Source organism: Photobacterium sp. 2_MG-2023, assembly GCF_030547675.1.
GTDB classification, from domain to species: domain Bacteria; phylum Pseudomonadota; class Gammaproteobacteria; order Enterobacterales; family Vibrionaceae; genus Photobacterium; species Photobacterium arenosum.
In genome coordinates this window covers 1-21,165 of record NZ_JAUOQQ010000012.1, presented here as the reverse complement: position 1 = coordinate 21,165, position 21,165 = coordinate 1, and the positions used below count along the sequence as shown (strand labels likewise).

Below are 21,165 nucleotides of genomic sequence, written 5' to 3'. Positions count from 1 at the left end.
AAAGGTCTGGCACGAGCCAGACCTTTTCTTATTACTCAGAGCCTGCGATTACTCACCGGCAATTTTCATCGATTCCAGCAGCATGGAGCCGGTCTGAATCTGGCTGCGGGTTTCAGTGTCTGTCCCGATAGCCACTATGTTTGCCATCATGTCTTTCAGATTTCCGGCAATGGTTACCTCACTGACCGGGTATTGGATCACGCCATTTTCAACCCAGAAACCGGCAGCACCGCGGGAGTAATCACCGGTCACGATATTCACGCCCTGCCCCATCAGCTCTGTGACCAGGAACCCGGTACCCAGTTTGCGCAGCATGGCATTGAAATCTTCACCGGTACTGGATACCTGCCAGTTGTGGATACCACCGGCATGGCCGGTTGGTTGACGCCCCAGCTTACGGGCAGCATAACTGGTCATCAGATAGGTTTTCAGTACCCCGTCCTGAATGATTTCCCTGTCATGGGTTGCCAGACCTTCGCTGTCAAATGGTGTACTGGCCAGGCCGCGCAGCAGGTGCGGACGCTCGCTGATGTTAAGCCAGGACGGAAAGATCTGCTCATCAAGCATATCCAGCAGGAAAGTCGACTTACGGTATAAATTCGACCCGCTGATCCCCATCACCAGATGGCCGAACAGGCCGGTCGCAACATCAGAGGCAAACATCACAGGAGCCTGACGGGTAGATAGCTTCTGCGGGTCAATCCGGCTGACAGTCCGTTCTGCCGCCAGCTGACCGACTTTCTCAGGCGTCCACAAGTCGCTGGTACGCCGGGCCAGGGTATAACTGTAGTCGCGCTCCATGTCGCCATTCTTGCCCTCGGCAATCACGCAACAGCTGATACTGTGGCGACTACTCGGGTAGCTGGCCAGCATACCGTGCGTATTACCATATACTCGGATACCGTAGTGACTGTCGTAGCTGGCACCGTCACTCTGCTTGATACGGCTGTCAGCATCCAGCGCAGCCTGCTCGGCGGCAATCGCGATAGACGCGGCATGATCCGGCTCAGGTTCATCCGGGTAGAAAAGATCCAGATCCGGAATGTTTTTGGCCATCAGCTCAGCCGGTCCCGGCCCACCGTAGGGATCTTCCGAGGTATGGCGTGCGATTTCCAGCGCCGCTGCCACGGTTTGTGCAATCGCCGCTTCACTCAAATCTGAAGTTGATGCACTGCCCTTGCGCTGGCCGCGGTAGACGGTAATCCCCATCGCACCATCGCTGTTAAATTCGACATTCTCAACCTCACACAAGTGGGTAGAGACACTGATCCCTGTGGATTTATTAATCGCCACTTCGGCAGCATCAGCCTGCTGGCCGGCAAGCTCAAGAGCACGGGCGACCGCCTGTTCCAGCTCGCTACGCTGCTGGGCGACTTGTTGTTTCACATCCATAGTCATACTTTATTTACACGGTTTCCCCTAAGGATAACACTCAAGGCAATTAAAATGCGCCCAAATTCAACTTGAAACTGATAAAATAGAGACAATGAAGTCTGTCATGAGCCTGATATGAGCCGTAAAAATAAAAAAGCCCCATGGGAAGAGGAAGAAGAAATCATCTGGGTGAGTAAATCCGAGATGAAACGTGACATGGAAGCCCTGCAAAAGCTGGGCGAAGAGCTGGTCAAGCTCAAACCCGGTGCATTAGCGAAAATCCCGCTGAGCGACGAGCTTCGTATGGCAATCAAAGACGCCCAGCGATTTAAGCAGGAAGCTTACCGCCGCCAGCTGCAGTTTATCGGTAAACAGATGCGCAACATTGAGCTAGAACCGATTCAGGCAGCACTGGACAAGCTGAATAATAAACATGCCCAGGTAACGGCTCAGCTGCACAAGCTGGAGTCTTTACGTGACCGCATGATTGATGACGGTGATAGCGTGATCAATGAAGTGATGGAAGCCCATCCGGATGCTGACCGCCAGCAACTGCGTCAGCTGGTGCGCATGGCTGTTAAAGAAAAAGCCGCCAACAAACCGGCCAAAGCCTACCGCGAAATCTTTCAGGTACTGAAAGCGCTCTACATCAAAGACTGATCAACGCTCAATGATCAAAAATGCCAGCAAACGCTGGCATTTTTATTGGCGTCAGTCAGCACAGATGCACTTACTGAGTGCCACCGACTGTCATCGACGCCAGCTTCAGGGTTGGCTGCCCGACACCAACAGGTACGCTTTGCCCAGCTTTGCCGCAGACGCCCACCCCACGGTCAAGTTCCAGATCGTTACCCACCATAGAGACTTTCTGCATCGCTTCAATGCCGCTGCCGATTAAAGTCGCACCTTTAATCGGACGGGTAATTTTACCCTTTTCGATCAGGTAAGCTTCCGACGCTGAGAACACAAATTTACCGGACGTAATGTCGACCTGACCGCCGCCAAAATTCGGGGCGTAGATCCCGTTCTCAACACTGGCGATGATCTCTTCCGGCGTATGTTCGCCCGGCAGCATGTAAGTATTGGTCATACGGGGCATAGGCAGGTGCGCATAAGACTCACGACGGCCATTACCGGTTGGCGCTACACCCATCAGGCGGGCATTGAGCTTATCTTGCATGTAGCCTTTGAGCTTGCCGCCTTCCACCAGCACATTGTACTGGCCCTGGGTGCCTTCATCATCAATGCTCAGCGAGCCGCGCCGATCTGCCAGAGTACCGTCATCCACTATGGTACACAGGCTTGAGGTCACCTGCTGCCCCATCTGGCCCGAGAACATAGAAGATCCCTTGCGGTTGAAATCGCCTTCCAGACCATGACCAACGGCTTCATGCAGCAAGACGCCCGGCCAGCCTGCACCGAGTACCACTGGCATAGTACCGGCAGGTGCCGGATCGGCATCTATGTTGACCAGTGCCTGGCGCAAGGCTTCGTCAGCATATTGCAAGGCGACTGACTTGCCGTCGTTTTCAGTCATAAAATACTGATAACCGAACCGGCCACCGCCGCCCGCACTGCCGCTTTCGCGTTTGCCGTTCTTCTCGATCAGCACGCTGACAGAAAAACGCACCAAGGGACGAATATCTGCCGCATAGGTGCCGTCTATCGCGGCGACCAGCACCTGCTCATAGACACCGTTAATACTGACAGAGACTTCTTTCACCAAGGGCTCTTTGGCACGGATATAGGCATCCACTTCCTGCAGCAGGGCAATTTTTTCCTGGCGCTCCAGGCTCTCCAGCGGATTGACCCCGGCATAAACCGGCTTTACCGGCGATGAGGCAAAGGCCTGTACCTTACCAGAGCCGCCACTGCGGGCAATACCGCGCGCCGCTTTGGCACTCTGAGTCAGTGCCAGCTTACTGATTTGATCTGAGTAGGCAAAACCGGTTTTCTCACCGGATACCGCACGAACGCCCACACCACGGTCGATATTAAAGGAGCCGTCTTTGATGATACTGTCTTCCAGTACCAGTGATTCGTGCCAGCTGGACTGAAAATAAATATCGCCATAATCTACGTCCCGGGCGGCCATCAGCCCCAGAATCTGGCTGAGATCGTCACGCTCAAGCCCGGATTGGGCCAGCATGGTCTGTTCTACGGTTTCCAGCATCATTGCCTTACTCTTCTGTGTTGCACTGCTGCACCTGAAAACGGCTATGTTGCAGCAATGGCATATTCATTCGTATCTGTGCGCTCAGACCCAGATCGATATCTGCGGTGATCACACCTGTACCCTGCTCCTGGCAGGCGACGACTTGTCCCCAGGAATCGATAATCATCGAGTGGCCCCAGGTTTCCCGCCCCTGGTTATGCTCACCCCACTGCGCGGCAGCGACAATCCAGCACTGGGTTTCAATGGCGCGTGCGCGCAGCAGAATGTCCCAGTGTGCTTTGCCGGTAACTTTGGTAAACGCTGCCGGCACCACTATGATATCGGCTCCCTGTGCCCGCAATGCACTGTACAGCTGTGGGAAGCGGACATCATAACAGATCGACAGTCCAATGTTGCCGAAAGGTGTTTCCACCACCTTAACCGCCTCTCCCGGCCGGAAGGTGTCTGACTCGCGATAGCTGTGGTGACGATCGGCGACTTCAACATCGAACATGTGCAATTTATCGTAATGGGCCTGCAACTGGCCCTGATCGTCGAACAGCAAGGCGGTGGTCGACATGCTGCCGTCTTCACGCCGGATAGGCATAGATCCTATCAGTAACCAGATGCCCAGCTGGCGGGACAGTGCGGCGAGCTGGCGTTGCAGCACACCCTCTCCCAGCGGTTCGGCATGTTGTTCGTAGTCAGCACGTGTACCGAAAATCAGGCAGTTTTCAGGAGTGACGATCAGTTTCGCTCCCTGCAGTTGCAGCCCCTTCAACTTCTTTTTCAGCTGTTGCAGATTCAGTTCAGGATCAGGCCCGGAATTCATCTGTACTACACCCACTCTAGCCATCACGCACTCCATTACAAATTGATTTTCTTGTTATTATTACCTCAGCTTCACCACTCAGGCAAAGCCGGAAACACCTTGCTTATTATTGCTCAACCTGCTGCTTCAGGGCGGCAGGCACCTTAAACTCACCGGTAAAGCGCGACTGTTCTGTCACTGTGGGTGACTCTATCGGGCCGCTGACGACATAGTTAATCTGGGTAAAAACATCCACCACAGGCGACAGGGCGGTCGAAATGGCAAACACGACAATGGCCGTCTGCGGTGCGACAGCAAACGCTGTCAGCACCGGGATACCGGATGTCAGATCAGGAATAAATTTCACTCTGGCATTCACTGTCTCATTAACCAGATTAGCACTTCCCTGAATGTACATATCACCCGCCAGTGCTTTCATTTCCACATCGTCCGTTTCAAAGCGGCCATTTTCGATCCGCCCGGACCCTTTGATGTAGTCAAAAGCCAGCCCGTCATCAAACACCCCGGTAAAGTCGAGTTGCATCTTGCGCATGATAGAATCGAGACTGAATAACCCCAGAATCCGGCCGGCACCGCCTACATCACGGATCACCCCTTTGCCGGTTTCGGTTTTGAGTTCACCGGTCAGGGTTTCACGGTGCATCGACCATGGCGCCCCCTGCCACTGAATCGAGGCGTAGCTGGTAAAGCGGGCATCCTGGATCCCGCCGGAGATCCCCAGCCGCCCCATCAGCTCAGAGCTGTCCTCACCGGCGATATCAAAGGCAACCTGTGTTTCATTCTGGTACTGATTCATAGTCCAGTGGCCATCCAGACTCAGCGACGTCGTGCCGGAATCCAGCTGCAGCTCTTCCAGAATCAGCGTTTGGGCATCGCGTCGCAACCGACCACTTAATGCGCCCAGCCGGTATCCCTGCAGCCACAAGTCTTTAACCTTGACATTCATCTGCGGCAGGTAAGCCATCATGTTACGGTCAAAATCCGTGACAGGTGGAATAGCTCGCTGCGGCACATACCTATGCTCAGCCGACAGGGTTTCCAGCGGCTTTTTATCTTCCGGTAAATTGAGGTGAAGCTGCTCCAGGTTCACCGTCAGAGGCTTATAGTCGGGCCAGAAAAGCTCGCCGCTGACTTCGCGGCTGCCGAGTACCGCATGCCACTGCGATGGCTGCTTGCGTACCGCCAGGTCCAGATTGTGCCAGTTGAGCCCAGCCAGCTTAAGCTGCTGGATGCTGGCATTGATCCGCGTGGGTAATGGCAGTTCAATACCGGTTTGTGCTGCCGGTCTGTTCCGCTGCTTGTCAATGATCTCTTGTACCAGGCTGTCCCATGCGTCGGCATCAATGCTATTGGCCTGAATACGAATCCCGTGGCCTTTTGCCGGCAGTTTGCGTCGTTCGGCCAGGCCGACTGTCAGTTCGCTGCGTACAATCCGCGGTTGTGACTGCAAGGCAATCTCAGCCCGGTACTGAGCATCCGGCACCGTGAGGCTGGCTTCCAGCCGGGAAGTATTGCCGGAAGCCGTCAGCACCGCACTGGTGGGACTTTGTGGTGTAAAAACCAACGGATAAGGCAGCTCACTGCGGATAGCAGCTAACGGCGCTTGAATAAAGACCTGATATTTCAGTCCGGTATCATGCATTACCACCCCGACATTACCCTGCCACTTGGCACTGCCGTGCAGTCTGGCCAGCAGCGGATCCTGCAAGCGCTGCTGCAGCGAGGCAACCTGCCAGAACCCGGCCAGATCCACATTGACCCGGTAACCGGCTTCGCCGTTCTCGCCGTCAAAGCTGACGGTCAGGGGCTGGCCGAGCCAGTAGCCGGTTACGCCGTCCGCCGTTATCTGGTCATTATCAAAATGAATGGTGCCTTTTACCTGGGTAAGAGGCAGCGACAAGCTTTCGATAGTCACCCGGTTACTGTCAAGACTGGCCTCTCCCTGCGCTTTCACCTCGCCGCCACTAAAGGGAATGTCCAACTGCAGCTTCGCGGCCACAGGTCCGTCAACATTCACCGCCGACAGCGCCGCCCCGACCGAGTCCACCAGTGGCGTTGCCATCATATAGTCGCGGACCTGCTCGCCTTCTGCACTGACATCAATGGCCAGTTTCAGGTGGCCATCCGGGTGCAGCCAGGCATCGCCGACGACCCGATCAGCCACAGCGTCTTTGGTCTTGGCATGGCTGGCATTGATCAGCATGCGATCATTGCGAAAACCCAGGTTCAAATCAATCTCGGTCAGCTCAGGCCAGGCGGTATCGAAACTGAAACGTCCATGCTTCAGCGGTACGCTGATTTCAAAATTTCCGTCATGGCTGGCATAAGGAAATGCAGGCAGATCGCCAAACCACAGTAACTGAGCATGATCAGACTGCCCGCCACGAATGGCGGAGGAAAGATAATCCGTCAGCTCCTGCCCCAGCGCCGGGCGAGGCAAATAACGCCAGGCCGCGCCAGCATCTTTGACTTTGGTTTCGCCGTAAAAAGACAGCCAGGAAGGAGCCGCTTTCGGGAAATCAAGCCGGAACTGTCCGTTCGCACTCAGGTGCGGTGTGATTAGCGACAGCTCATCGCTCCACACACGCCATCCCTGGCGGTCCAATTTCCAATAGCCACGGACATCGGCCTGCTCAATCTCCATCGGTGCCTGGAAGACCTTGTCATAGTCCAGGGTTTGCTTGCCGACATTGAGCGTTATCTCACCCTGCTGCCCGTCACCGGCAATATTGGCATGCAAAGATGCAAAGGCTGGCAGATACATCCACTGCCTGTTCGAGACCCCATCCAGTTCAAATGAAAAACGGGGGAGCGCCAGTCCCTGACCGGCCAAACGGAGATCGCGTACCAAACCGGCTGGCTGAAGTGATTCAATGGCTTGTCGGCCTGTGTTGTCTTCCGGCAGCAAACTGGCTAACGGTGCCAGTCTGGCCAGATCAACACTGCTGACAGCCAGCTGCCAATGGCCCTGGGACACAGTGTCTTGCGGTGATACCGGCTCAGGCACAGCCTGATCCTTTTGCTGCGGTGCCTGCCAGTTAGCGGAGAAATCAAGACGCGGCCAGGCTTTCTGATCTGTCGCCAGTACCAGTTTATGGCTATCCAGTCGCCATCCGCTGCTGGCTTCTCGCTGCTCAGGGATCAGGGACAGCATGCCACGCAGCAATGCCAGCTCGTGTTTGCGCCCGTTTTCCTGCCAGCGTACATAGGAGTCCAGAAAACGGACTTTACTGTTACTGAGCTGACCATTGTCGAGAGTCAGCCAAGCTTCCGCATTCAGCTGGCTGTCGGTGATTTTTTCCCCGCCCAGCACAGACTGGTTGAGCCAGGGGGTCATTGACAGGTTTTTCGCCCGCGCATAAATAGTGCCGGATAAATGCGGCAATCCGCGAGTGGCAGACAGATTCGCCATCACATTGAGCTGATTGAGATCGGTACCGGGAATACTGACAATACCTTCAGCCAGGTGCATGTCACCCTGACGATCCCATTTCAGTTCTGTCACCGCCACCGGCTGACGGTGACCCGCAGGCGAGCTCACTACTAGGGTCGCATCATGAAGGGAGAATGTTCCCAGCTGAACAAACAACAGCTGTTCCAGTCGGTTAACATCCAGGGGTTTATCCGCCTCAGCAGGACGGTCACTGGCCGGAAACTGGGTGAGATCCAGCGTGAGTCCGGTCAGTCTGATATCACGAAAAACCGGCTTGAGGTTAAGTACAGAACGCCACAAATCAACGTCAAAGTCGATCTCGCCGACCTGCACCATATCCTTACTGCTCTGACCGATACTGACACCGTGCAGCGCCATAACCGGGCCAAGATTATGCCAGCGCCCCTCAACCAGCTCGACGCTGATCTGCATATTGGCTTGCGCCGAGAGCCATTGCGTAATCGAAGCGCGGTAATCATTCAATTGCGGCAGCAGTAAGCGCAACGAGGTAATTAACACTGCGCCGATGACCAGCAGAGTGAGCAACGTCCATTTCAGAACGCGGGTCAGATTTATCAGCACAGATAACACGCCATTGCCTCAGGGTTTACATCATTACGACGTCAAACTGTTCTTGGTTATACAAAGGTTCGATTTTGACTTCAACCTGCTTACCGATGAAGACTTCCAGTTCAGCCAGCGCATGGTATTCCTCGCCGGCCAGTGTCTCAGCCACCGCAGGGGAAACATAAGCGACAAAGCGATCGGCATCATAAGCCCGGTTGACACGGGTAATCTCACGCAGAATTTCATAGCAGACACTGTCGACCGTTTTCACCGTCCCGCGCCCTTCACAGGTTGGACAAGTCCCGCACAGTACATGTTCAATACTTTCACGGGTCCGTTTACGGGTCATTTCCACCAGCCCAAGCTGGGTAAAGCCGTTGATATTGGTTTTCACCCTGTCGTAAGACAGCGCCTGTTCCAGTGCCGTCAGCACCCGGCGCCTGTGCTCTTCAGAGGCCATATCGATAAAATCAATAATGATAATCCCGCCAAGGTTGCGCAGGCGTAACTGGCGGGCAATCGCTTTGGTGGCTTCAATATTGGTATTGAAGATGGTCTCTTCCAGATTACGGCGGCCAACAAAAGCACCGGTATTGATATCGACCGTTGTCATGGCTTCGGTCTGATCGATAATCAGATAACCGCCGGATTTCAGCTCCACTTTGCGATCCAGCGAACGCTGAATTTCATTTTCCGTATCGTACAGATCGAAAATCGGCTGATCGCCTGTGTAGCGAACCAGCTTATTGCTCAGTTCTGGCACGAACTCGTCGGTAAATTCTTTTAAATTCTCGAAAGCCAGGCGGGAATCGACGTAAATAGAATCCAATTCAGTGCCGACAAAATCGCGCAGAATACGCTGCGCCAGACCAAGCTCACCGTACAGCATCGACTTACTCTTGTATTTTCCACGACGTTCCAGCACTTTTCGCCATAAATGCTTTAGAAATGCAGCATCCTGCGCCACTTCGGCCGATGACGCCCCTTCCGCAGCGGTGCGGATAATAAATCCGCCCAATTCATCACAATGCTTGGTTACCAGGTTTTTCAGGCGTTCACGCTCGCGTTCACTTTCAATCCGCTGCGATACGCCAACATGGCTGGCACCGGGCATGAAAACCAGGTAGCGGGATGGCAGGGTAACATCCGTCGTCAGGCGGGCGCCTTTGGTTCCCAGCGGATCTTTCACCACCTGCACCACCAGATCCTGCCCCTGGCGCACCAGTTCTGAAATATCCCTTACCTGAAACTGCTGTTTCTCATTTTCGGCCACGCACTCGGTATGGGGAACAATATCGGAGGCATGAAGAAAGGCCGCTTTATCCAGCCCGATATCCACAAAAGCTGCCTGCATGCCAGGCAGTACACGGCTCACTTTCCCTTTATAAATATTGCCAACAATGCCACGCTTGGATTCACGCTCAATATGGATTTCCTGGAGGTTGCCCCCTTCAATCATCGCCACGCGGGTTTCACTGGGTGTCACATTGATAAGCAGCTCGGTACTCATGGATGCCTCTGTTAATTTAATTGGCTATAAATTCTCGGATCAGCGCATCGGTTTCCAGCAGCGGCAAGCCGACAACTGCATGGTAACTCCCTTCGATACGGGCAATGAATTTCCCGCCAATCCCCTGAATGGCATAACTGCCGGCTTTGTCTTTGGGTTCACCACTTTGCCAGTAGTCCTGAATATCCTGGCCGGTCAGAGACCGGAACCAGACATCCGTTACAACCAGCTCTGTCCGCTGACGCGCTTGCGTGGCAACAGTGACAGCCGTCATGACCTGATGGCTTCGTCCGGATAATAACATGAGCATCTCACGGCTGTGCGCGAAATCCCTCGGCTTTTCAAGAATCTGTCCGTCTACTACCACTATAGTGTCTGAACCGAGTACCGGCGTCTGTCCGTCAGTTACCCTCACCCCTGCCATGGCTTTGTCCAGCGACAGACGCTGAACATAGGCTTCCGGGGTTTCTCCTGCCTGATGCCGTTCTTCGACGTCGAGCGACAGGATATCGAAAGTGTAACCGAGTTGAGAGAGCAGTTCTTTACGACGGGGTGAACCGGATGCCAGATACAGTGTTGTCATCTTGATCTTACCTAGAAAGACGATAGCACTGGGGGCTTGTCATGCGAACCGTATCACACAGTGCTATCGAAGGGGACTGATGCCCCCTAACGTATTGAGAACTTACGGCGAATGCGCCGCAAAAACAGGAACAACCAAGGCCAGAGGAGGAAGTTGAGTAATACGGCCCACAACCGGGTGGGATCAAATTCAATCTCGACCACCAGGTATTCTGCCCAGAACTCCACCAGCTTGCCGGCCAGCGACAGCAAGGCGACTATCATGGCCTGCTGCCATAAGGATAAATTGCGCATCACCTGAAAGTTCAGGGCCACTATGTAGCACAGCACTGACATGGTCAGACCGCGAATACCCAGAGTGGAACCCAGTAACAGATCCCAGATCAGTCCCAGTACCAATGCCGTGCCGACATTCACCCGGTGTGGCAACGCCAGCACCCAGTAAAACGCCACCAACATAACCCAAGACGGACGGAAAGCTTCCAGCTGTCCGGGCCAGGGAGCGGCCTGCAGGATCAGTGCAACCACAAACGACAACCAGATCAGCACAATGCCATTGGCTCGACTATCAACCATTGACCGGATCTCCTGTGGTGACGGTATGCCTTTCTCTGTCTGTCGGCCAGACCAGCAGTAAATAACGCAAGCGGTCAAACTGCACCGTTGGCAAGGCTTTGATTTGCGCAAACGGGCGCTTATTATCGAACGAAAACTCTGTCACCCTGCCGACCGGGTATCCTTCCGGATAGCGGCCACCCAGACCGGATGTCACCAGTAAATCGCCCACTTTGATATCGGTACTGCTGGGGACGTGTTCGAGCTGAATCTGATCCTGCTCGCCACTGCCTGAGGCAATTACCCGGATATCGTTGCGCACCACTTGCACCGGAATCGCATGGGTGGGATCGATCAGCAGCAGCACCCGGCTGTTGTGTGCGCCGACATAGGAGATCTGACCGACGATACCTTTGTCATTGATCACCGGCTGACCTTCATACACACCGTCTACACGGCCTTTATCTATCATGACCTGATGACTGTATGGGTCGGAGTCGACAGCCATCACTTCAGCCACCATTTTACGTTCGTCACGCACAAAAGGTGAGCCCAGCAGCTCACGAAGGCGCTGGTTCTCCTGCTGCAACTGGTCAAGTAGCAGCACATCGCTTTGCAGTACCAGAAGGTCGCGCTTAAGCGCTTTGTTTTCTGCCAGTAATCGCTGATGAGAACTCAGCTGACTGAAAAGACCATCCAGAATTTCACGCGGAAGGTTCGCTGCGTATTGCAAAGGGGCAACCGCAGAGTTAAGGACATACCGGACCTGGGCGAAAGCATCAAGACGGCTGTCGGCCAGCATAAGGCCGGCCGACAGTAACATGGCAAGAAACAGGCGCAATTGCAGAGAAGGGCCTCTGCCAAAGATAGGTTTCATGTAACACTATGACCTGTTTGGATGTTTGCCGGGGTAGACATTACTCTTCGCTGAATAAATCGCCACCGTGCATGTCGATCATTTCCAGCGCTTTACCGCCACCGCGAGCCACACAGGTCAGCGGATCTTCAGCAACAACCACAGGGATACCGGTTTCTTCGGTCAGTAAACGGTCCAGATCACGCAGCAATGCACCACCACCTGTCAGTACCATACCGCGCTCTGAGATATCCGAAGCCAGTTCCGGCGGACACTGTTCCAGCGCCACCATCACAGCAGACACAATACCTGTCAGCGGCTCTTGCAGGGCTTCAAGAATCTCATTGGAATTCAGAGTAAAGCTGCGTGGCACACCTTCAGCCAGGTTACGGCCGCGCACTTCGATTTCACGCACTTCATCACCCGGATAAGCAGAACCTATCTCGTGTTTGATGCGCTCAGCGGTTGCTTCACCAATCAGGCTGCCGTAGTTACGACGGACATAATTGATGATCGCTTCATCGAAACGGTCACCACCGATACGCACGGAAGAGGAATACACCACACCATTCAGAGAGATAACGGCAACTTCAGTTGTACCACCACCAATATCGATCACCATGGAGCCTGTCGCTTCAGACACCGGCAGACCGGCACCAATAGCCGCCGCCATAGGTTCATCAATCAGGTACACTTCACGGGCACCGGCACCTTGTGCCGATTCACGGATAGCACGACGCTCAACCTGAGTAGAACCACAAGGCACAGCTACCAGCACACGTGGGCTTGGACGCAGTACACTGTTATCGTGCACTTGCTTGATAAAATGCTGCAGCATTTTCTCTGTGACATAAAAATCTGCAATCACACCGTCTTTCATCGGGCGGATAGCAGCGATATTACCAGGCGTACGCCCCAGCATTTGTTTTGCTTCGTGGCCAACGGCCGCGACACTTTTAGTGGCACCCGCACGATCCTGGCGAATGGCGACCACTGAAGGTTCATCAAGTACGATACCCTGCCCTTTGACATAAATCAGGGTATTGGCAGTACCCAGGTCAATGGACAGGTCATTGGAAAACATGCCACGAAGTTTTTTAAACATAGTTTTCGGCTAATCCTGCAAGCTCAAATTTCGTAAAAATTGCGCCTAAATGTATCAAGTGGCAGGTAGCGAGACAAGATAAGCTTTGTCAAACCTGCCACAGATCCTCATTTTTAGGGATTGTTACGCTTTCGTGTGTGCTTTTGCTTCGAATTGTGGGCTGCCCGCTCATTAGCATGCCCCTGAGATATACCAGACAAATATAAAGCAAGTGGAATATAAAGCCATGCTTTATCCGTTCAGACTGACTTTATCAAAATCATTCCGATTCAGCATAGCAACGCCAGCTGTTGACGCACTGGTCTCGACGAACTGACACCGGTTAATTGGTATCGATGAACTGGTTCATATTCCTTTCACCGCGGTAAATCACCCGGTCATTGCCACGGTAAACCCCAAAAGTCACCACGGCTGAGGGGTTTTCATCACCCTGCCCCCGCCAGTTGTACAGCAACCAGGGCTGGGATTCACTGCCGGCATGGGTGCCGGATCCTGAGTCAGTGACAGGATTCTCGCCTGTGATGGCAGCAGGCATGTCGGCTATCAGTTTTTGCCAGAAGCGCACCTGCTCGCCAGATTCGCCCTCAGTGGCATAAAGATCGCCCGACGCTGAACGGCCTTCTTGCACCTGTATATCACCAACGGATGCGGTGATTGCATTCGTGGTCGGGTGAGTGATGCCCTGTCTGAAATACAGCTGGCCATTGAATACCGAGTCGTTATCGTCGCCATTGGTGACGAACTGGCCTGCATTCCAGTACTCCAACAGCACAGGAATATTGATTTTTTCACCTTCCCGGCCCACCGCATCTTCCAACCGCATCCGGCCGTAGCGGGCATGAATATCACCAACCAGCGCGGCGGCGGTTTCCGGCGTGGCGCCGTCCTGCTCATAGACACTCAGCGGTTTAGCTGAAAAGTCGCTGCAACCCCGGGTAGCGCAATCATTCCGAGATTCGACAACCAGACCAAAATCGACCGGGTACGGCCCGTCGGGTTCGGTCACGTTTGAATCCGTGCTGCTCACCACCCGCAATAATGCCAGTGTGTCAGTGCTGATGGTTTGCTTCGCCTTTTCCCATTGCTGATAACTCAACTGCTCAGATAACCGGCTGGTCAGGTTATTGGCATCGCTCCCTATCGCACCCGTATTCACGGCGCGTAACTGCAGCGATTCTTGATAATCGTCGGCGAAATAGCCGTAGTTTTGGGTTGGCTGATTCTGCGTATTTTGCGCCTCGACAGTCGCTGACAAGGAAAACGGCTGATTCATATAGGTGAAACTACCGTAGGCGTCGCTGACCACACTCTCCTTGATGACGAAATGTGCTGGGTAGAAGCGCCCCAGCTGTCCGACCCCCTGATCCACTGCCATGCCAAGATAATCGGCATCGGCCTGCAGCCACAGACTGCCGACTTCGCTCCAGCTCAGATCGTTTATGGTCCAGCCCGCAGTTGCTTCAGAGCGTGTAAATTCGTGATACAGCGTGCCTTCCAACTTACCCGCAGATACGCCATCGCCTTCTGGCGAAGCCAGCTTATCGGGAATGGACAACTGAATCGGCGCTGTCACCAATCCAGATACGGAATAGTAATTCGGTGTGGTGAGTTGATTGCACCAGGCTGAAGTGGTGGTTTGGATATCATTGATATCGTCACCGCTTTGATCCGGCATCACTGCATCTTCCGTCCAGATCACAGGTTTAAAGGTGACTGAAAACGACTCACCCGCTGCCGCAAAGCCCGGTCCGCCGCTGGCGGTGCCGGAGAAATCTGTCTGTCCTTTGCTTGAGGTGATATTGCAGAGCGCGAAAGTATAAGGTCGGGACCAGACGGTTTGCGTTCCTTCTAATCGGGTCCAATCGCCTAAATCCATACCGTCCAGCGACGAGCCATTACCACTGATACTGCATCCACCGGCTTTAGTGCAATTTGGATCGACAAGACTAAGTTGCGTCTGACCCGCATCCAAATAACGCAACTCTGATTCAACACTGCCCTCCTGAAAGCTCAATGCAACGCTGGTGGACTGCCAGTTACCATTTTTATCGCGTAACTCGACAGAGTTGCCACCTGAATCTGGCAAGGTATAGCGAGTACTCAACTGTAGTGTCCGGATACCGCTGTAGTCTCGGGCTTCTGCCGGTGTTGCAGCACTGGTATCGCAACTCCTGGCAGAGACAGTAATTTGTTCAGGTTTTCCGGCAACGACTTTCAATGCCTGCTCCTGAATCTGCAGTTTAAACGGGACAAAACTGTACTGGCCTTCTGCGCTTGGGTTGCCGTCTGAGACTAGCTGTCCGGTAACAAAGATTGTTTCAATCACTTCACTTTTCAGCCACAATTGCGTTTTCCCGTTAAAAACAGAAAAACGCTGGCTTTGCTTGGCATCTGTACCTGTTCCACCGTCCGGCTGCTCATACCAGAACGCCTGTCCGCTGCCAGTCAGATTCGTCGTGACATCTATCTCACCATTAAATTGGGACGCCAGCGCACCACTACTATCCAACACTTGGAATTCTACGGGTTGACGTTCGCACAGCAAGCTCAAGGCTCGCTCTGGGCTGACAACAAGTTGATAATTATTATCCGGCGGATTGAAACATTGGCTGTTACCGACTATTTGCGCGGTGTTGCTCATTTGTAACTGACAGGCTGTAACCGCACCTCTTAATCCAGTATTGTTAGATAAAGCAACAGGGCCCTGGGAGTAAATACGGCCGTTAAACAAGCCTGATGAGTTGATATCGACTGAGAAATTCGTATTTACTGCAGGTGGCCCACTAGGATAAAAGCCCGGACGAGGACATTCATCACCTTTATTGTAAGCATAGATAGTTAAATTATCTGAAGGGCTTGTTGTATTAACCAAGCCAGCAACCGTCATTTTATCCCAAACGTGAAGCACAACGTCTCCTTCGACTGTCATCGTGCCTCGAATATCGGCCCTGTCTAACCAGTATTCCCCTGTTGGGAAAATTAGGTTCCCTGAAGGCTCTATCGTGAGTCCCGAATATGGCGCACCGAACGACGAGATGAAATAACTTCCCGGTAAAGCCGTTTCATTATCTGTCACAACTTTATCTTTAATTTCAGTACTGTCCGAAACATCCCAAAGCAAATCTCGCTTATTCGCCATGCCGCCATTTAGGGAGCAAGTAACGCCATCGCATAACGCTTTCACATTGTCCTCTGGAGTGTATGCGTCAGGATACCCCATATCGACAATAGCATTACTAAACCCAACGCTATGCGCTGAGGTATTTGATATTTTGGTGCCTACATCAGATGTAAATAAGTTATTTTCATTTCCGATCCAGGTTTGTACCGGGCCGGGAAATAATTCGCAAACATCAGGATTAACTGGTGGTGGCGAGGGCGGCGGTTCTCCTTTTGCACACTCCATAGTTGAAACTTCGCCATTCCCAACAACACGAAAATCAGCAGACTTTATTTCCGAAAGGTCGATCACTTTTTCACTGACAAGCTGCCATGTACCAGAAACCGTCGTCTTATTAAGATACTGCAGCGTTCCTTGCTTCCCTTTATCTGAGCTGTATAACAACCGAACATAATAGCGTCCACCAGCTAAAAAGTTCTTCTCGACAATTGTGTTGGCTTCACTCGCATTTCGATTATCTGTCCAAATGACTTGAGTTCTTGTTCCGGAATTAGCCTGAGATGCAATGACCTGCTCATCTAAATTCGCGCTCGGTATTTCAAAATCAATATAAAAGTCTTTATTACTATTCAGCTTATTACTGCACTCTGCTGCCACAGCCTGTCCTGAAAGAAATAAATACAGCAGGAAGCAAAGACACCCGAAAGCCTGTAATCGTTTACTCATTATCCAAATCCTTTGCCCAAAGCTCCTGAATCCGGGTAACAGCATGAGGGCCGCTGCCGCACTGTGAAGTGCTGATTAAAAAGTAAGTGTTTACTGACCCGGTATTTGAAGATTGGCAGGTCGTCGTTGCGCGGCAGCCCGTTACCCCGGCTGGTGCGAAAGTGTAAGCAGTGCCGGTGTCAGGATGGTGACGCAGACAGATATCGACCGCGGGTTCACTCACTGTGCCGGCCAGCGGAAAAAGCTGCCTCATCATGTCTTCATTGGCGGAATGGGCGGTAAACCAGGCACGGGTCGACAGTACTTCGCGGGTGGTAATGTCCTGACCAGAACCCGCCACCCGCAACATGGCGGCTGCCATGGCGGCCATGACAACAATCACGAAAATAGCGACGATCAGCGCGCTGCCCTGTTGCTGTTGCTTTGAATGCCGTCGGCTATAAGACATTGATCACCTGCACGCTCTGGCTGTAGTCCGACGATTCTTGGCTGACAGGATCGCTAAAGGTCAGCTCAAGATGAATCAGACCATTGCTGTTCAGGCCGGCCCCTGACACAGCGACATTGAAATGGCTGAGCGTATTGGTCAGCGTATAGCCGGTACCATTATTTACCCGCCGTACCAGGCTATCGCCAACCTGACAAAAAGCCACTTGGTCGGAAAACAGATACAATCGCTGTCCCGGTGAGCGATCGCCCAGCCACTGGGACAATTGCAGACTGGCTGTGGGATCTGCCGTGGTCGGGGCTTTCGTCAGCGCGCCAACGACTATGCTTGCGTCTTCATCGGCCTGATAATCGCTGACACTGACAAATCCCACTGCCGCGCGGTTGCCGTTAACTCCACTGTTCCATAAGCTAATTTGCTGTGAGTCTGGCGGCACCAGCACCTCCAGCACAGGCGCTGTGGGATCCGGCTCGTTCAGATAAGCGGCGGTTAACAGCACAGGATAAAACGACAGACACCCGCTGCTGAAACTGACACTGTTTGGCGCAGCATGGCGAATTTCACGGGTAATACGTTCGATAACAAAACGCGCCTCCGACTGTAAACGCTCTCTATCTATGGTGTCGGAGTAGCCCCCGGCGCCCAACTGCAGGTAAGCACCGATGCCCAGCGAAATAAATGCCAGAATCACCAGCGCCATGATCATTTCTATCAGAGTGAATCCCCGGGACAGCTGCATCAGTAGTTACTCCTGAACGCAGTGAACAGGTATTCACCGTAGCGGCTGGTTCGGACCAGCACATCAATGCGCTTCTGGGTGCTGACAGCCGTTGCGGCACCATTGAAAGCGTTGTTTTCATAGCGCACACTGATTTCGAGGTAAATATTGCGGTAATCACTTTGCTCGGCGGCAGACACTGTAACGAGATCCTGCAATGCCCCGCGACGGGGCAGGCTGCTGCCGTTGCACTGTGCCACACTGCCCCAGCAGCCGATAAAGTCATCCACGTCATCGGCAGCGCCGACATTCAGTAAGCCGCTGTTAACTTCACCGGCATCCGCACCCAGATTGCCCGGCGCGCTGCACACATGCACCTCTTCTCCGCAACGGATCACGCTGTCGTTAAAGGGATCCGAGGCTTCATCGAATTTACGCGATAACACCTCATTCAGCACGCCCTGGCCGATGGCGGCGGCTCTGGCCTGATAATGCGGTACGGCGGACTGTTCGGCCTGAGGAAATAAAAAGCTGGTCAGTGTGACCATGGCGATTGCCATAATGACAATGGCGATAATGCCTTCAATCAGGGTAAAACCCTGCTGATGGCGGTAGGTTTTCTGGCGGCAAATTGTCGAACGGCAGGGGTTACGGGCAGGCATGGATATAACCCTCCCGGTTAATACAGATTGAGGCGCTCTGAGCGTTACGCGAGACAAAGGTTATCTGGCACTCTGTGGTACAAAGCGGTGTCTTGCTCCCGCTGCCATCCTGCTGATAAGGTCGTCCCAGTAAATCGAACCGCACTTCGCCTAACAAATCGCCAGTTACAGTAATATCGTCGGCTGATGCCGTGATTGCGCGGCCAGATAACGTGATATCAGCGCAGGCAGGCGGGCCAAAATGATCCGATGCCACCTGTAAAGACAGGCAGGAATTCAGATCGCCCAGCTCATTGATATTGCTCATCGCTCGCAGCTGAATCTGACGGGCCAGACTGATGGCCTGATCGCGGGCCAGGTAAGCATCAAAACTGCTGCGGCCAATCAAACGTGACGCGGCCGTCACACTGAGGATTCCCAGCAGTATGATCACCAAAATCAGTTCAATTAACGTAAAGCCGCGTTGTCGGCCAGCGCTCAAATGGCGAGCCATGCATTCACCCAAAACGCCCTGTCAAAGTGAGAAAAGGGGCAGGAGTCCGCCCCTCTGAAAGCCTGAATGCAACTACGCTTCAGGGGGAGTTTACTTAGTCAACGGTACAGCCGTTGCCTGGAACAACGGTTGCAGTTGCAACTGCAGCAGATGTTGCCTGCTCATAACGGACATAGCAGCCATCTTCAGTGCGATCGTTGAAGGTATAGCCAATTTGGCCAGCTGGCAACGCAGCACCACCAGTTACTGTTGCAGGTGCCACATCCCAGTCACCCGATTCAAACGCGGCACCAATGCCATTTTCTGCTGCTGTCGGATAGCCGAAAATAGCCTGAACACCATCGACATCTACTGCTTCATCACTGGTTTCATTACCACGCACTGCAGCCTTGCCGTAAACAATGCCTGAAGCGCCCACAATTGCGCCTCGCAGCCCCTGCAGCGCAGAGTTACGTGCATCATCCTGCAGGTTCAAAAAACGCGGCGCAGCAGTCACGGCCAGAATGCCGAGAATCACGATTACCACTACCAATTCAATCAGGGTAAAACCACCTTGACGTTTCATAGCTAACTCCTAAATATTGCGATCAATTTTAATATCAACCCGACCCAAAGCCGGTATATAAGTAAAATAATGGCCGGCTGTTATTGCTTTCTTACCGGTCCAAAAATCACTGGCCGAAGCCAGCTGGTAATAACGACAAAACCGGTTATCACTGATTGCACCGACTTCGACGAAATACTGATATTGCCCAGAGCCCGCCTCACTCGCATCAGTGGTTGACGGCGGTGGGTTTTGTAACAGATTGTCCATTAATGTCAGGCAATCCTGCTCCGACAGTTGCCCCAGTTGCGAACTTCCCTGCCCCTGCAGCGCGAAAGGATATCCCTCTCTGCCGCCTGTTTTTGCTGCGGTCAGGTTAAACAGAGTGCCGTCGTAATTGACCCAGTTCCGGCTCTGGGTGCCTGGCTTGCCATCGGCTTCCCACTGCGCACGGGCAGACAGTACTGCGGTCGAAAAGCTCCCCGCCATGCCCTGAAGGGCAGCCACTTTGGCCTCTTCGGCAATATCGATATAACGGGGAACCACCACAACAGCCAGAATACTGACCACCACCACCACAATGACCAGTTCGATCAGCGATAAGCCGGTTTGCCTGTTCGGATACTGAGTCATAATCTGCCAAAAACATGACGAACGGGCGTCAAAATGATGTAAGTAGTCATTCTCGCATTATCATAAAAAAATACCAGTGGAAATAATCGGGTTATTGCACATTTTCCTAATATTAACTGTGGTTTAGGCTTAGCTTACAAAGCAATTAAGTGATAAAAATATCACTAACAAAACTTTATTCTCGCACTGAGTGCTAATATCATCAGCCTGCATTAAGCCCCGCGCGCGACATCAAGTAAATTCCACATCGGCAGGAATATCCCCAGCGCCAGAATCAGCACCATGCCAGCAACAACCGCCAATAAAAACGGCTCGATTCTGGCAGTCAGTGTTTTCAGATCGTAATCCACTTCGCGGTCATAAAAATCCGAGACTTCGTGTAACAGTTCATCGACCTGACCAGTTTCTTCACCGACCGCAATCATCTGCAGCACCAGTGGGGTAAAAATGCCGCTTTGTCTGGCTGTTTGCGTAATACTGCTGCCGCCTTCAATGCCGTTTTTCATGTCGATCAGACGATTTTCCAGAAAACGGTTTTCAAGCGCTTCGGCCGATAACTGGATCGCCTGGTTCAGGGGCACACCGGCGCGAATCATCAGCGCAAAAGTCCGGGCAAAGCGCGACAGCTGGGCCCGATTGATGATATCGCCCACGACCGGCACTTTCAGGCGCCAGTAGTCCCATTTTTCCTGCCCTTCAGGAGTGCGCTGCCAGGCTTTCAGGCCGATCCAGGTTACGACTGAGCCGCCGAGTAACAAAGGCCAGTAGCTCAGCATCATAGACAGGACCTTAAGCATTAAGCTTTTCATAAATTCCATCTAAGGTTCTGTCTTTCTTGGATTTTCTCTGAG

General features: G+C 53.0%; 17 protein-coding genes and 1 pseudogene. 1 reads left to right on the top strand and 17 read right to left on the bottom strand.

Annotation, left to right across the window (positions count from 1 at the left end; all coding sequences use genetic code 11):
* Positions 1-48: 48 nt before the first annotated feature.
* Positions 49-1,392: a metalloprotease PmbA gene (gene pmbA, locus Q4491_RS11310; protein WP_192015853.1), complete on the bottom strand. Its 1,344-nt coding sequence runs from the start codon at positions 1,390-1,392 to the stop codon at positions 49-51.
* A gap of 117 nt (positions 1,393-1,509) precedes the next feature.
* On the opposite strand from pmbA, the gene yjgA reads away from it, so the two are divergent.
* The gene (gene yjgA, locus Q4491_RS11305) at positions 1,510-2,034 is read left to right on the top strand and encodes a ribosome biogenesis factor YjgA (RefSeq protein WP_192015854.1); all 525 of its coding nucleotides are present in this window, start codon (positions 1,510-1,512) and stop codon (positions 2,032-2,034) included.
* A 70-nt stretch (positions 2,035-2,104) separates the two neighbouring features.
* On the opposite strand, the gene tldD is transcribed toward yjgA, so the two are convergent.
* The 16 genes and pseudogenes from tldD to Q4491_RS11225 all read right to left on the bottom strand — a co-directional run.
* On the bottom strand, positions 2,105-3,550 hold the full coding sequence (gene tldD, locus Q4491_RS11300) for a metalloprotease TldD (protein WP_192015855.1): 1,446 nt from the start codon (positions 3,548-3,550) through the stop codon (positions 2,105-2,107).
* 4 nt (positions 3,551-3,554) lie between these two features.
* Positions 3,555-4,385: a carbon-nitrogen hydrolase family protein gene (locus Q4491_RS11295; protein WP_192015856.1), complete on the bottom strand. Its 831-nt coding sequence runs from the start codon at positions 4,383-4,385 to the stop codon at positions 3,555-3,557.
* Positions 4,386-4,467: 82 nt separating this feature from the next.
* Positions 4,468-8,376, bottom strand: coding sequence for a YhdP family protein (locus Q4491_RS11290; protein ID WP_237794616.1), 3,909 nt, complete (start codon positions 8,374-8,376; stop codon positions 4,468-4,470).
* A gap of 25 nt (positions 8,377-8,401) precedes the next feature.
* Positions 8,402-9,871, bottom strand: coding sequence for a ribonuclease G (gene rng, locus Q4491_RS11285; RefSeq protein WP_192015858.1), 1,470 nt, complete (start codon positions 9,869-9,871; stop codon positions 8,402-8,404).
* A 16-nt stretch (positions 9,872-9,887) separates the two neighbouring features.
* Entirely contained in the window at positions 9,888-10,454 is a 567-nt protein-coding gene (locus Q4491_RS11280; protein ID WP_237794615.1) for a nucleoside triphosphate pyrophosphatase, read from the bottom strand.
* An 86-nt stretch (positions 10,455-10,540) separates the two neighbouring features.
* On the bottom strand, positions 10,541-11,029 hold the full coding sequence (mreD, locus tag Q4491_RS11275; protein WP_027253726.1) for a rod shape-determining protein MreD: 489 nt from the start codon (positions 11,027-11,029) through the stop codon (positions 10,541-10,543).
* On the bottom strand, positions 11,022-11,885 hold the full coding sequence (mreC, locus tag Q4491_RS11270) for a rod shape-determining protein MreC (RefSeq protein WP_027253727.1): 864 nt from the start codon (positions 11,883-11,885) through the stop codon (positions 11,022-11,024). Before mreC ends, mreD begins: the two co-directional genes overlap by 8 nt.
* A gap of 40 nt (positions 11,886-11,925) precedes the next feature.
* Positions 11,926-12,969: a rod shape-determining protein MreB gene (mreB, locus tag Q4491_RS11265; RefSeq protein ID WP_027253728.1), complete on the bottom strand. Its 1,044-nt coding sequence runs from the start codon at positions 12,967-12,969 to the stop codon at positions 11,926-11,928.
* Positions 12,970-13,291: 322 nt separating this feature from the next.
* Positions 13,292-15,481, bottom strand: coding sequence for a DUF6701 domain-containing protein (locus Q4491_RS11260; RefSeq protein ID WP_303457581.1), 2,190 nt, complete (start codon positions 15,479-15,481; stop codon positions 13,292-13,294).
* A gap of 1,327 nt (positions 15,482-16,808) precedes the next feature.
* Positions 16,809-17,264, bottom strand: a complete 456-nt coding sequence (locus Q4491_RS11255; protein ID WP_192015862.1) for an MSHA biogenesis protein MshP — start codon at positions 17,262-17,264, stop codon at positions 16,809-16,811.
* Positions 17,254-18,003, bottom strand: coding sequence for a PilW family protein (locus Q4491_RS11250; RefSeq protein WP_303457578.1), 750 nt, complete (start codon positions 18,001-18,003; stop codon positions 17,254-17,256). The genes Q4491_RS11255 and Q4491_RS11250 overlap by 11 nt, the downstream gene beginning before the upstream one ends.
* Positions 18,003-18,644, bottom strand: a complete 642-nt coding sequence (locus Q4491_RS11245; RefSeq protein ID WP_303457576.1) for a prepilin-type N-terminal cleavage/methylation domain-containing protein — start codon at positions 18,642-18,644, stop codon at positions 18,003-18,005. The genes Q4491_RS11250 and Q4491_RS11245 overlap by 1 nt, the downstream gene beginning before the upstream one ends.
* Positions 18,631-19,137: a prepilin-type N-terminal cleavage/methylation domain-containing protein gene (locus Q4491_RS11240; RefSeq protein WP_303457574.1), complete on the bottom strand. Its 507-nt coding sequence runs from the start codon at positions 19,135-19,137 to the stop codon at positions 18,631-18,633. The genes Q4491_RS11245 and Q4491_RS11240 overlap by 14 nt, the downstream gene beginning before the upstream one ends.
* A gap of 94 nt (positions 19,138-19,231) precedes the next feature.
* Entirely contained in the window at positions 19,232-19,702 is a 471-nt protein-coding gene (locus Q4491_RS11235; RefSeq protein WP_303457572.1) for a type II secretion system protein, read from the bottom strand.
* A gap of 9 nt (positions 19,703-19,711) precedes the next feature.
* A complete protein-coding gene (locus tag Q4491_RS11230) occupies positions 19,712-20,314 on the bottom strand; it encodes a prepilin-type N-terminal cleavage/methylation domain-containing protein (RefSeq protein WP_192015867.1) in 603 nt (200 codons plus the stop codon).
* A gap of 212 nt (positions 20,315-20,526) precedes the next feature.
* Positions 20,527-21,087, bottom strand: a pseudogene (locus Q4491_RS11225) (type II secretion system F family protein); the annotation flags it as partial.
* Between the last annotated feature and the right edge of the window lie 78 nt (positions 21,088-21,165).